Annotated in this window: 13 protein-coding genes and 1 riboswitch; all 13 genes read right to left on the bottom strand. The window is 52.0% G+C overall.

The genetic code is table 11. The annotated features are described in order from the left end of the window. Positions 1–15: 15 nt before the first annotated feature. Positions 16–215, bottom strand: a riboswitch (cyclic di-AMP (ydaO/yuaA leader). A gap of 323 nt (positions 216–538) precedes the next feature. Further along, on the bottom strand, positions 539–1,678 hold the full coding sequence (locus A372_RS0118855) for a CgeB family protein (RefSeq protein WP_019422449.1): 1,140 nt from the start codon (positions 1,676–1,678) through the stop codon (positions 539–541). A 29-nt stretch (positions 1,679–1,707) separates the two neighbouring features. Next, positions 1,708–2,805 (bottom strand): CgeB family protein, encoded by a 1,098-nt coding sequence (locus tag A372_RS0118860; RefSeq protein ID WP_019422450.1) that lies wholly within the window; start codon positions 2,803–2,805, stop codon positions 1,708–1,710. 399 nt (positions 2,806–3,204) lie between these two features. Continuing rightward, entirely contained in the window at positions 3,205–3,666 is a 462-nt protein-coding gene (locus A372_RS38715) for a hypothetical protein (RefSeq protein WP_019422452.1), read from the bottom strand. Beyond that, positions 3,666–4,010, bottom strand: a complete 345-nt coding sequence (locus A372_RS0118875) for a hypothetical protein (RefSeq protein WP_019422453.1) — start codon at positions 4,008–4,010, stop codon at positions 3,666–3,668. Before A372_RS0118875 ends, A372_RS38715 begins: the two co-directional genes overlap by 1 nt. Positions 4,011–4,037: 27 nt before the next feature. After that, positions 4,038–4,325, bottom strand: a complete 288-nt coding sequence (locus tag A372_RS0118880) for a hypothetical protein (RefSeq protein ID WP_019422454.1) — start codon at positions 4,323–4,325, stop codon at positions 4,038–4,040. Between the two features lie 178 nt (positions 4,326–4,503). After that, positions 4,504–5,874, bottom strand: coding sequence for a glycosyltransferase family 2 protein (locus tag A372_RS0118885; protein ID WP_019422455.1), 1,371 nt, complete (start codon positions 5,872–5,874; stop codon positions 4,504–4,506). 40 nt (positions 5,875–5,914) lie between these two features. Beyond that, the gene (locus A372_RS34290; protein ID WP_237728566.1) at positions 5,915–6,985 is read right to left on the bottom strand and encodes a GT-D fold domain-containing glycosyltransferase; all 1,071 of its coding nucleotides are present in this window, start codon (positions 6,983–6,985) and stop codon (positions 5,915–5,917) included. Between the two features lie 61 nt (positions 6,986–7,046). After that, positions 7,047–8,039, bottom strand: a complete 993-nt coding sequence (rfbB, locus tag A372_RS0118895; RefSeq protein ID WP_019422457.1) for a dTDP-glucose 4,6-dehydratase — start codon at positions 8,037–8,039, stop codon at positions 7,047–7,049. Next, complete coding sequence (locus tag A372_RS0118900) at positions 8,036–8,767, bottom strand: sugar phosphate nucleotidyltransferase (RefSeq protein WP_019422458.1); 732 nt, start codon at positions 8,765–8,767, stop codon at positions 8,036–8,038. Before A372_RS0118900 ends, rfbB begins: the two co-directional genes overlap by 4 nt. Positions 8,768–8,780: 13 nt before the next feature. Beyond that, a complete protein-coding gene (locus tag A372_RS0118905) occupies positions 8,781–9,536 on the bottom strand; it encodes a glycosyltransferase family 2 protein (RefSeq protein ID WP_019422459.1) in 756 nt (251 codons plus the stop codon). Continuing rightward, positions 9,533–10,792 carry a glycosyltransferase family 2 protein gene (locus tag A372_RS35535; protein ID WP_019422460.1) on the bottom strand — a complete coding sequence of 420 codons (1,260 nt, stop codon included), beginning with the start codon at positions 10,790–10,792 and terminating at the stop codon, positions 9,533–9,535. The genes A372_RS0118905 and A372_RS35535 overlap by 4 nt, the downstream gene beginning before the upstream one ends. A gap of 4 nt (positions 10,793–10,796) precedes the next feature. Beyond that, complete coding sequence (locus A372_RS0118915) at positions 10,797–11,603, bottom strand: glycosyltransferase (protein WP_019422461.1); 807 nt, start codon at positions 11,601–11,603, stop codon at positions 10,797–10,799. A gap of 693 nt (positions 11,604–12,296) precedes the next feature. Continuing rightward, positions 12,297–13,789 (bottom strand): WIAG-tail domain (locus tag A372_RS0118930; protein WP_019422464.1); only part of this gene is annotated, 1,493 nt, incomplete at its 5' end.

Here is a 13,789-nt window from a genome sequence, read left to right on the forward strand (position 1 = left end):
CAGTTAACAGTCGGGCGCGCCTCTCTCCGTACGCTTACGAGGTTAGCTGACGGATTCGGAGGCGAAGAGTCCCCCTACCGGACCAGACGAATTGCCTGGCTTCCAGATTCACCCCTTGCGAACGGCCATACCGGCATCATCCTGCCAGTCAGCTCTGTCCGCTTCATTTGGTTCCCCCGTTCCCGCCAGACAGCGGGATTCAGCGAATAAGACGCAACGGATTTCATTGATACTGCTGAACTGAATCTTACCCCTTTCCCGGGCTTGGTGTAAATGGAAATGAAAGCTTGTTACAAGCAATCCGGCGCAAATCCGGATATAAAACAGCTCTTTCTCTTCATCAATGGATTCATTTTCTCATCAACGCTCACTGAAGCTTATCCCCTCGTGATAGGAAGAGATAAATGAAGCTTTTCACTTGAAAGAGGCAGTTGTAAGCGGTTTACTTGTCGTTTCACTCCAAAATAATCCTTTGGCAACCCGATAAGAAGGCGCACAGACATAACAAAGCCCGGACGGTAATCGACCGGGCGATCCATCATCCGAAGACGATGCTTAACATCTGATTAAGGCGGTTCGCATAAGTATGATCGCGCAATGTTCTGGCCAAACCACGAAGTGCAATCTCACGGCGTTCCTGCTCATGCGATAAATAGTAATCGATTTTATCAAGCATCTCTTCCGGTGAGCTATACGTTTCGATTTCTTCTCCCGGTGTATAGAACCGGGCTAAATCATCGCGCACGTCGGTCAATTGCAGAGTGCCGCAGCTGCATATTTCAAAGGTGCGCGGATTCGGGGAAGCTGCAGTGATGTTGGCGGAGTTCTGATTGACCGAATCGTCATCATGTGCACGGTGCATGTTGATGACGATTTTCGTGCCGTTATACGACGCTGCGGTCTCCTGTGGATCCATCCAGCGGCCGAGTTGGATTTGATGCGCGTATTTTCTGAATTCGGAAAGGCGGTCCCACCAGAGACCGGAAATGACGATGTTGCGCTTCATCAGCTGCGGCAGAATCGGTTCAATCGACTTCACCCGATTCCAATATGCCGAACCAATAAAGGTAAGATTTTGCCGGAGCGGAGATCTCGTCTTGATGGGACGGAATTGACCCGGAAAGGCGGCGAACGGCAAATAATGCGCGTTCGCGCCAATCCCTTGATAGAACGGAACGCTGTTCGCTTCGAGTGTGAACACATAATCATAATGCGTAACGATATCGGCCATCATGCTCGTATAGTACGGATCGTCCGTAATCCATAGCGCAGTGCGTATGCCATGAGCGCGGATTTCATCCACTTGCTCGGCTGGGAAATCCATTCCATCCAAGGCGACGACAAGATCAGGACGAAGCTGGACTGCCGTTGCGGCAACCGGGTCCCGTGGTCCTGCCACGGACAGCTGGCCTACCATCCCCTGGAACGTCGAGATGATGCCTTCATCCAACGGAGAGTATGGGTATCCTTTTCCGGTCGAAACATACAAGACATGCAAGGGGCGAGATGACACCTGCGCTTGTGTCGTATTCACAATATAATCCGCTCGCCCTCGCAAATATCCCTCTTGGTAGCCTCCTTCAAAACCGGCTTTGCGTCCTTGGCGGCGAGAATGCTCCCTCGGATGAACCACCCCCGTACGGATCCGTCTTCTTCGCCGTATACGAAATGTTCGCATGAGATCTCTCCTTTTGGTCATCAGTGGTTTTAAGAGCTAACGAATGTTTCCAGCAGCCGTTGTACGCGATGCTCGAACGTATGCTTAAGCAATGTCGTGTGCAATCCTTGCACTGCGACGCGCTGCCGGATCGTTTCATGCTGCAAATAGTAATCAATCTTGCTCATGAGCTCCTCGGGACAGTTGAAGGTCTCTATATCCACGCCCGGCGTATACATTTCTGCAAGCTCACTGCGCACATCGGTCATTTGCAGCGTACCGCAAGCCGATATTTCGTAGGTTCTCGGGTTTATGGACTCCCCGCTTAACTGATGGCTGTTGCGGTTGTCTGAACCATGCTCGACAGGCCGGTGTACATTAATAACGATTTTAGCGCCGTTATAGTACGTTGCCGTTTCTTCAATCGGTACCCAGCCTTGACGAATATGCGGACGGAGAACCGCATACCGGCTTAATCGCTCCCAATGTCCGCCCGCAATGATTACCTTCTTGTCAGCAAGAAAGGACGCCATATGGTCGAATAGGTTCACGCGATTCCAGAATGCACTGCCGATAAAGCAAATATCGTGCGAATAAGCAGGTTCGGCACGCAAGGGACGAAAGGTGGAGATCCCCGCTCCAAGCGGAAGATGAAACACACGATTGCATCCTAACTGCTTATAAAACGAAACGCCGCTTCGCTCATGGGTAAAGATGAAATCGTAGTAAGGAGCGGCAGCAGCCGTATCTTCTGAAAAGTAAGGGTCATCCACAAACCAAACTGCCGTCTTCATCCCCATCTGGCGAAGCCGCCCAATATGCTCAAGATGTTCCGGGGGATACACGTGCAAGCCATTCATCACAAGTACGAGATCAGGCTTCATCCTCTCTGCTGCTTCCGCCATCTGAGCGGGCTCCACCTGTGCGCATTCTCGAGTAAGCTTCGTTAACGCCTCGCATACGCCTCGGTCAATTGCGTCAAATCCTTGCGGTACGTAAAGGACTCGCAAATCAAAAGAAGACAGCTGCGGCTTAGGCGTGCGCTGAACCGTTGCTTCGCATAACCCCATTCGATACCCTTCTGAATACCCGCTCCGAAAGGCATTCGTCTTGATTCCCGTCCTTTTGGTATTGCGATCTTTTCTCATGCTTCGTTCACCCTGCTTCTGGCGCAAGCGGCACAGAACGCCATGAAATTGTTTTTAACACGCTTCATCATATGCCGCCCCGGCAAATGCATCATGGACGCTTATCCTTATGATTCAAAAAAGGCGGTTACCCAACCCCATTTCATGATGATGGAGCAACAAAAAGGCAGACCGACAACCCGCGAAAAGAACGCAAGCGTCAGACTGCCTATGCTTCGTGTTTAAACAGCCTCATATAATTATGCTTGACCGGAATATGCCATCTGATGCCCATCTTCAAATCCTTTGGCAAATCCAGCATTGAATCCATCATTATACGTCTCGTTAAATCCTTGGTTATACGCCCCATTGGAGGCTTCGGATTTGGGCAATCCTCTTCTGCGGCGGGCCGTAAGCTTCTTATGGCGCCGCTGGGAGCGCAGCGTCCGGCGAAGACGCGACCGCCGCGAGAGCAGCCGGCTTTTTCCGCCCCGCCGCAATGCTCTTCCTGCTCGAAGTGTTGCCTTCCGACGTCTGCCCGCGATCCGGGTCCGTCGTACTCGTTTGACCTTTCTCAATTGATTCATCCTCCTGTGCTCCTCGGGTTAAGATGCGCTGCAGCTTACAAGCTGGATGCAACCATGGCGATGTAGGAGTTCCTAAGGTTAGCTGGCGCAAACGCCAACCCGTAATCATTCCGCACAAGCTAAGCTGATAATCGGATAATAGGCGGATATTGTCTTTTATTCGCTTTGCAGATGCCTCGGAATGATCCGCAACATCCGCAACTTGCTCCAACATGCGAGCTAAAGCCGTTTGACTGCGCACAATAGCTTGAATCATATCGATTCTTGCCCTCTGCTCCTGCTCCCTGTGCATCATTACAACTTATCTCCCAAATCAAATTCTCCACTGAAAGATCCGTCCGCAGTACCGTCTCCGAATCCACCCGAGCTACCGCGATCCAGCACCGCCTTCATGTTGTTTGAGAGACTGAGCTGTAATTTCGTCAAGCCGTCGATGACCTCTATGATTTGCTCGTGAACTTCCAAGGGATCACTCAATTGATCTTTATGAGTGACAAAGGCGCTATCCGTCAAATGGTTCAATAACCAATTACGTGTTTTTTCGGCTTCCAGCGCTTTCGCTTCAAGTATCATGGACACGTTCCACTGCATTTTTGCCATAGCGTCAAGTATTAAATGGTAGGACCGCTCTCTGCTCACCTGACACCATCCTCCTTACACTGTGCTTTATTCCTCAGAATCATCGTTCAATTCTTTCATAATGTGCTGCAATTGTTCTGCCATCGCTTCTTCCAGCTCCGCTAAACCGTTCAAATAAGCAACAATGTTCTTGGTCACAGTGGCCGATTGCTCCTTCAGACCACTAATGCCCTCAAATTCAGGATGGACATCCGGCAGTGCGTGAATGATTTGAGCCATGCGGACCGCGACTTGACGCTTAGCGTCCAATACTCGAGCCATATGCTGCTGTGAATTCGATATGTGCACGATAATTTCACTAACGATATGTTGCATGGTCTTACCTCCCAAATCCGATACACGAATGGCCGACAGCCTGCGGACGTATTCAGCCATTACCTTCTACAACATATGCTGCGCCTAAGGAGACGTAAACGGGCCAATCGCCCAAAACGCGCACCGATCGAATAAAAAAGAAGAGCATGCGTACGGCTCTTTACGCATACTCCAGCGATTACAAATGGTACGCTTGGATGACGGGAGCCGCCATAATGGGCAGCCCTTCTTGTAAAGATTGCCGTTCCTTCTCCGTTCGAACGGTCATTTTCCCATTAAGCTGCCAGCGAGCAACCGCATGCTCGCTCATCAACTCCCGGTACGAATCCCCTTGACGTTGGTACCATCTCCCCGTTTCAGTCGTAAACACGCCCCCGTCCGGTATCGTTCCGTCCGCAGCCGATCGCTCGTTCCATTTGTGAATGGCCGTGGCCGCATTCACAACCGGACCGGTAGCCCATCCCCGCAAATCGAGCTGTGATACTTTGACGACGGGAATATTCAGCTTGCCCTGGATTGGGTATTTGGTTCCATGCTCGATCCAATACAGCGTCTCCGTCAATCCGGTGACCGCGACGTGCGTCGGATAATAAGCATGATTTCGCTCAGCCGGAGCACCGTTGTTCCGCTCACGTACCCGATGAATCCAATCGTATGGATTGCCCCACTTCTTGCTGAAGAAGGCTGCATTCCGATTGTTTACCTCTTGGAACTTATCTCCTAACGCCTTCATGCTGGCACTGCCGAAATGATGAATGAACGTATCGCGGGCAATCATCAGCTTGCGCCTGTTTAATCGGACGCGAATGATATAATCTTCATCTTCGAAATTACCGATTTCGAAGCCTTCATCGAAATACCCCGTCGCCTCGAACAATTCGCGCCGGAACAAGAGACAGAAGCCGACAAGACGATCGATGCGCTGCCATTTCCCAGCATTGGGGACGTTATGCTTCGCCGCAAAAGCGTACATATCTTCTATCTTTTCATACGAAACCGGGATTTGCTGATCACCGCTAATATAGTTCGTAACCGGACCGACCATTCCAATACTAGCGTCACTATCCAAACAGTTCAGCAGATTGGATAACCAATTCGGGGTCACAAGAATATCGTTGTTAAGCAAACATATCGTGCGGCCTTTCGCCATCATCAATCCGGTATTGATTGCTCCAGAAAATCCGCGATTGATTTCATGGATGTGAAACCGGAGTTGACTAATATGCCGATACAAATATTGAGGGGTGGAATCCGTCGAAGCATTATCGACTACGATAATTTCATACGGAACTTTCGTATGCTTTTGAATGCTCGCTATACATTGCTCCAACAGCTCCGCCTTATTAAAAGTCGGAATGACGATGCTCGTGCCCTCAAAAGGAACACCGTACTGCTCTTGACCGGCACGCAGGCCTTCTGCATACCCAACCGAATACCCTTGCTCATGCCGCTCGTATTTGATTTGTTGTTCAGACATTGGCTGCGGAAACGATTCAGAACGCCGCCGGCGCAGTTGCATCTTGCGTACAGATCGCCGTTTACGGGCCATAAGGCCTCACCTCCTTAGCTGTGCTATCCGTCGACTGAAATTACAAAGAAGCCTCGCCGCGGGCAATTTTATTGGCTAGATGACCGAAATCGAGTGCCACTTTACCGAACTGCTCGGCAATGCGCTGCGATAAGATAACGGCAGGAATGCCTGCAGCAATAAGTGCCAAATCATAGTCATGCCGTGACACCTCACGCAAGATGCGAGGAACATCACGAACTCCCATGACCGGAGTAATGACTCCGGCAACAGCTATGCCGCGCTGGCTCAGCACCTCCGCCAATTCCAGCCCTGAATTCCCGACAATGAGCACCCTGCGTCCTTGCATCAGTTGAAGCAAGTGCCCTTGCTGCGCCAACAAATAGTTCACTATGGAGCAAGTAAGACGCATTTGACGAGTTTGCATACCGTAAGCGCGCAAAGTCGGATAAAGCAGTCCCTGGAAATTAGGCATGCGGGAGGTTGGCACGCCGACGAAGGTGGCTTTCCGTACCGATTCAGCCAATTGCTCACGGTACTCATGGTCAGGGACATCTATCCCGGCATACCCTAAAAAGGGTCCTTCTTTACGCACCAAATTAGACGACAGCACTTTATCGTGCGCCAGAGCGAGCAATTCACCGTCCCCCAACCGAACGACCGATAATGGAGTTCGCTGCTCAAGCGCTTGCTGCATTTCGATATATACGGTTAACGGAGCGATGAGCGGCTGCAGCAAATGCCCGACTTGTTCGAATCCGAGTGCAATGACGTGCTCTACCGGAATGTCCGGAAGTATCATATCTTCGGGAATAAGGCGGGCTAGAAAAGCTTCACCGCCTTCATATTTACCTTTGCGGAATCCATCTTCATAGGAGGTCCGCTTCACCGCTTCCACATCAATAGTTGGCGCAGGAGGCTCAGACGGAGCTTCAATAACCGGACGCGGCTGCTTTTTCCGCGTCCACTTTTTCCCCCGTTTGCTTAACTGTTTCTTTCGCCGCGTGCTCAGACGTTCTGGCAATGTTCTGCGTTTGAAGCGTAATGCAGCCGCCGATTTGTTGCGACGCTTCGCAGGCAGAGCAGGAGGGGCCGGCACAATCTGCGCCTTCCGCGTCGTTGTCGTTGACATGCGTTCACCGTCCTTTTCATCCTCACGGCCCATACGGTGCCGTTCGGCCAAAGATGCCGGTTCAGCGTCCCTCGAGGTAAGCGCCGGAACGGACGCGTTCCCACCAGCTTCGATTCGTTACATACCACATAATCGTTTCCTTCATCCCCTGCTCTAACTCCTTGCCTGGACGCCAGCCAAGTTCTCGTTCCGTCTTCGCCGGGTCAATGGCGTACCGTTTATCATGACCTAATCGGTCCGCCACGAACGTAATCAAGGACTCAGGCTTCCTCAACTCCTGCAGCACCATGCGCGTCACCTCGAGGTTGGTGCATTCATGATGTCCGCCAATGTTGTACACTTCACCCGCTATCCCTCGCCTTAATGCCGCATCTATCGCTGCACAATGATCCATCACGTATAGCCAATCCCGCACATGAGTACCGTCACCGTATATCGGAATCGGTTCGTCATGAAGCGCGCGCAATATGATAGTGGGGATCAATTTCTCGGGGAACTGTCTTGGTCCGTAGTTGTTCGAGCAGCGGGTAATGATGACCGGCAATCCGTAGGTTTGTGCGTAAGAGCGTGCTAACAGATCAGAGCCTGCCTTGCTTGCCGAATAAGGACTGTTGGGCATGAGCGGTGATTGTTCCGTAAAGTACCCGGTATCTCCCAATGTCCCATACACTTCATCTGTCGATACATGTATGAATTTCGGTGTCTCATAGCGTCTTGCCGCTTCTAGCAGGTGGAACGTTCCCAGCACGTTGGCACGCACGAATGCCTCTGGATGGACAATACTGCGATCTACATGAGATTCTGCAGCAAAATGAACGACTCCATCGAACGGATTCTCGGCAAATATACGCCCCACTTGCTCTGCGTCCGTTATATCTGCCCGAACAAAGCGATAAGCGTCCGAATGAGCGATGTCTGACAAATTATCTGGATTGCCAGCGTAGGTGAGCGCATCGATGTTCGTAATGTGCAGATCATCATAGCGAGATAGCATGTGCAGGATGAAGTTGCTGCCGATAAACCCCATCCCGCCAGTGACAAGCAGCTTTCTCACAGGTGCCCCCCCCGAAGTTGAATGGCCGCCTCATGCAGCGATTCAAAAGTCCCGGCGTCAATCCACCAATTTTGCATAATATCATATTGAAGCTTGCCAGCTTGAGCATAACAATTGTTCACGTCCGTAATTTCCAGTTCTCCGCGCGCAGACGGAACAATCGAATGAATATGATTGAACACGTCGGTGTCGTACATATATATCCCGGTAACGCAATACGAGGATTGCGGATGCTTCGGCTTCTCTTCGATTCGCTTGATGCGTTCCTTGTCTGCAGCATCAAATACGGGAACACCATACCGGCGTGGATCGTGGACGTGCTTCAACAGTACGCGCGCTTCCCCTTGAGGCTGCTCGTGGAATGCCTTCACATAAGGAGTCAAGTCGTCTTGGAATAGATTATCTCCCAGCAGCACGACGAATTTCTCGCCTGGAGCAAGATAGGGTTCTGCTAAAGACAGAGCTTGCGCGATGCCTCCCGCTTCCTCCTGAATGGCGTAAGTTACATGAACGCTGTGCGCTCTCCCGCTGCCGAAGTAATCGGTATATAATGCAGCAGAAGATTTGCCAATGACCATAAATATATCTTTGATGCCTGCCGTGCGAAGACGTTCAATGCCGTAGCTTACCATTGGATGCTTCCCTACTGGCAGCAGATGCTTGTTAATTAGCTTAGTCAATGGATATAGACGGGTGCCAGTGCCTCCCGCCAGAATGATTCCTTTCAATCCTTCTCCCTCCTTACATGAACAAATGTGGATTCAGATTCCATTTTTCTACAAAACGTTCATAATTGCGTTCTATAAGCTCTTTCAACGCTTGTTCCCCGTGATCGCGAAAGCTGGCGCTGCCGTAATGATGCACGAGAACATCACCGCATAACGTCAACTCGTAGCCTTGCAGACGAGCGCGATAGCAATAATCGTCATCCTCGTAATGGCCGGGGCTGAATCGTTCATCAAATAGTCCTACGGTATGCAGCAACTGGCGCTTGAACAAAAAGCAGAGGCCGACAATTCGCTGCACGCGCTGGCGCTTGGCCGGGTCAGGCGCGTTCACCGAGCGGGTTAATCGATGGAATTGCTGTATATCATCATATGGGTAGCTGACCTGTTGTTTTCCACTAGCGTAATTCGTAGTCGGACCGACGATCCCTATCACATCCGTCTCGTACAATGCATCCAACAGATTATCCAACCACCGATAAGACACTACGACGTCATTATTCAACAACAACAGTTGCTCTCCGGAAGCAATCTGAAGCCCTCTGTTGCACGCAGCGGGAAAGCCGCGATTGTCCGGCAGTGAGACGAATGTCAGCCCCTGTTGCAGGCAGAAATCGATTGTTCCGTCAGAAGAACCATTGTCGACGATAATGATTTCATAAGGAACGGCCGTATGTTCTTGAATCGCTTCAAGACACTCTCGCAGGAGCGCCAGACGGTTATGCGTAGGAATGATGATGCTTGTCATCTGAGAGCGATACGGTGCCGTCATATGCTATTCCTCCTCAGCGCAATACGTTCACGTTGCTGGTCACTGCGCAGCATGGACGCTCCTTCGTCCATTAAAGCCCGAAGCGCCTCCAGATGATCCCCCAGAATAAGCGCAGCCACAGGATTGACTGCTCCTACGTTCGTATCGCGAACGCGGTTCTTGTTGATGACATCCACCGTATGGACCGACTGTACATTGAGGCCGCGGGCCATGGCGAGCGCTTGAGCCTTCGGAGGCACGCTCAATGCTTGAAAACCGATAGTATCAAGAGCCTTGCGGCTTAAAGCATGCGGGATGGCTGTCATGGAATTCGCATACAAGTCATCTCTTCCCAAGCTACGGTTCAACCACTGCTTGCAGTGCGTAATTCCGTCCTGCTTATCGAAGTTGTGCAGGAACGGACCGATATCATTCAAAGCCACGTCCACCCCGGTATGAACCGCCCACACAAAAGCACCCAGCTCTTCTGCAGGTATCGCAAAATCTCCGTCGACAAACAGCACGATGTCACCCCGCGATAGTTTTGCGCCGATCGAACGTCCGACATCATGACCGAGTGCTTCCGGATAATGAATAACCGTCGCCTCGTCGGAAGACTGACGGACAGCATGCAAGGTGTTGTCTGTCGAGCCGTTAACAACCACAATCGTTTCACCTAACGGCAAGCGGGATAGTTCCTTCATGACGGTTGCTATGCTGTTCTCTTCATTGCATGCGGTGACCACCACGTCCATCGTCTTCGTCGTCGGGAGAAGAACTGCATCCTTCGCTTGCGGGAAAAAGGGAACGGTAAAACCTTCGTGATATGCTGCGGCTAATGCCTTCACCTGGTTATAAGCTACAGCAATAGGTTGATATCGCTCTGAAAAGTGGGAGAAATGCGTCTGCATGCGGCGAATGACATTGGCTCGCCGAACGCTGAATGGCGTCTCACAAGCGCCTGCATATTCTCTTCCATCGGCATGCCCTGCCTCTGCTGCGGCACGGAGCCATTCCACCGGAACCGATGTCCGGCGGTCCGCTGCTGCCTGACCGGACGATGGGTGGGCGTGTGTTCGCTTATCCGAATGGGACCGAACCAATCTCCGTCTGGAATGCGAGAGCCGCTTCCCGCCGCTTTGTTTCATTTTCGTATAGCTGCGCCACGAACCGATGCGGTTGGTGCTTCTAGCGGCCTTGGACATTCGCTTCGTCTGAGAGCGCTTGTGGTTGAATCCATGCACGCGACCTGCCGCTTTCCGCTTCATTTGCTTCATCGCGTCATTTCACCCGCCCTCGTTGTCTTGTTAAATCGGAATGACCTCCACGATCTCCAGCCTGTTCAACGATCCAACGCACTGCTTGCAAATGATCATATTGGATCATATGCTCAAGCGGATCCCGACCGTGAACTCGAATCGGATTCAGCTTGCCCACGTCGACAGCGTGCACCGCTTTGACGTTAAGCCCACGCAGAACGGACATGGCATGCGCGAGCGGCGGAACGGATAACGCCTCCGAGCCGATAGTATCCAAGGTGCGGCGGCTAATAGCATGAGGGACCGCAGTAAGCGATGTCCCCTTCAGCTCCGGCCTGGACAGCAAAGTGTTCAAAGCATGCTTGGCCAAGACGACCCGATGTACCTCACGCTTGTTGGTAGGCCCCGAATAATCGTTCAAAGCGACGTCAATCCCATCTGCCACCGCTGTAATAAAAGGCCGCAGTTTCGAAGCCGGAATAATCATGTCCCCATCAATAAATAGTAATATGTCCCCTCCAGCCGCCTGGGCTCCGACAGTACGGCCCACATCATGACCAAGCGGTGACGGGAAACGGAGCAAGCGAACGCCCAAGGCTGCGGCAATTCGATCCGAGCCATCCGTCGTTCCGTTGCAGACGACGATGACTTCGGTCTGCGGGTGCACCCTTGCTGCCTCTTTAATAACGCGGGAAATCGTGCGCCGTTCGTTCATGACAGGAATAATGACCGAGACGACAGGATGAGGATGAGTACATATGAACCGCATGCGAGTGCGCCGTTTACGCCCTCGCGTGAACCGCGGTCGAAGCCGCTTCGCCTGACGCAATTCGTATCACCTCCTGTTTACGTTTCCGCCTCTGTATACATCACATTGTATGAATGAACCGGAATGTTGCAACGGCATCTGTACATATGCCGTCCCGCACATGCGGAAATTAGCAGCGATTCATGCACCAACAATAAAGAAGAAGGAAATGACCCGATCGAACGGTTCATTTCCTTCTTCTTTAGTATGATACTTATTCTATACCGTGTCTTCCGTAACCGGACGGGCAGGATGAACCAGTGGGCACCTGGAACGTCTGGCTATTGATTGCGCTGCTCATTGTTTCTCTGCCGGAGCTCATCGCGCGCATTCAGACGCGCTCGGCTTTTTTCCTGAAGCGCGGGCAATCCGAACGGGAACGGACGCTTTGCTACATAACCGACACGCCCAACGACCACTCTGGTAGATTGACATCATGTTCGGCCGCCTAATGTAATGGTATAGAAACGGACATATCACTTAACCTCGACGTTATCCCTCCTGACTGTATGGGAGAATGGTCATAAGAGCAACTTCACGGGGCCCGATAACATCTTTTCGTCTGAAAGGGAAAGAGAACGTGACGACTCAAGGCGAAGGACATCTTTTATCCCGATTTTTCTTATACATTCTAAAATGATCAAAAAAAAGAGAAGCCGTCAACGTATGCCAACGGCTTCTTCTCTTCTTGAACTGACTCATTGACACCCGTATTCAGCCAAGCGCAATCCAGGATACGAATCCAGCTGGCTGCGGGCTAATTCTCATACGAATGATTTCAATTACGGCATGATCCGGTGCCTGTGATTTTAGAACAGCATAGCAAGCGGAGTGATTGGTCATCGCCACAATCGTGTAATTACAGCCTGCGTAGGCTTCCTCAAATGGAATGGCCAGCTCTATTTTTTCGTCATGATCACTGAACGTAAATGCCGTCATTCCGAACTGCTGCAATGCTGCTGGCTTTCCATTCCCTGTACGGACCGGACCGAAAGAGCAGGCTTCAACCGTTACGGCTCCTGGCTGCAAATGACCGGCACCGACGCTGCCTTCTTGTAAATGCTGTTCGGTAATCAGGTCGAAGGACAGATGCTCCTGCTGTACGACTTGCGGGCTTAGATGCTTCGCAGCTACGCTCTGATCCGCCAGCTTCATGGCGGATACACTCCCGTCGGCTATAGCTGCTTCCCGTACCGCTCCGTTCCGGATATGCTCCGAATCGACGCTTTGAGCCTGCAGGTGTTCGGATTGCACGCTGTCGTGGCCGATATGAACCGATTGTACAGCATTAGGTGCAAGGTGACCGGCTTCAATCGCGTCGGCGGCGATATGCGTGCCCCATATTTCTCCCGCCGCCAGATGAGAACTGTGAATAGCTCCATAGGAAATGTGCTTCGCAAGTATCGTATTCGGAGCAATATGATCGCTATGCACGGCATGCGTATCCAGTTGTTCCGAGCCAACCGAATATGGCTCCAGATGAGCGGCCTTAACGCTCTGATCCTGTAAGTGAATGGAGCCTACCGCTTGAGTCGCCAGCTTAACTGTAGTAACGGCGCCGTCTTGCAGCGCAGTGCTCCCAATCGCGTCGGCTTGCATATGCCGGGCTTCGATAATTCCGTTGCCAAGGCCGCCTCCCTTAATCGTGTCCAGCGTTGCAGGGGTTGTTGGATGTGGCTGTTGTGCGGCACCTGCCAGCAGCGTCAAGGTGTGTTCGCTCAGGTGAGATATACCAATGGAACCTGCAGCAATCTGTTCGCCTCCAATCGCACCCGATGCCAGCTTCACCCCGCTAATACTGCCGTCTGCAAGGGCCGAATCGCCCACTGCCCCATCTTGCAGATGCTCTGCACCGATCGCGGACGGCCTCACATGCACGCTGCCGATAGCTCCCAATTGCACATGTGTCGCATTAACTGCGCCGCTTCTGAGCTGCACGCTGCCGACTGCGCCCGTCTGCAATTGCTCCGCTCCCACCGAGCCGCTCGCCAGGTGCTCACCTTCCACGGCTCCCGGTGCCAGCTTCGCTCCGCTTACGCTGCCGTCGGCAAGGGCTGCTTCGCTTATCATCCCGTCCTGCAGATGCTCCGCACCAATCGCATTCGGCTGTACATGCACACTTCCGATGGCTCCCAATTGTACATGCGTCGCAGTCACCGCTCCGCTGCTGAGCTGCTCACTGCCGACCGCTCCCGCTTGTAAATGCT

It is taken from the genome of Paenibacillus sp. OSY-SE (assembly GCF_000283315.1).
Taxonomy (GTDB): Bacteria; Bacillota; Bacilli; order Paenibacillales; family Paenibacillaceae; genus Paenibacillus_B; species Paenibacillus_B profundus.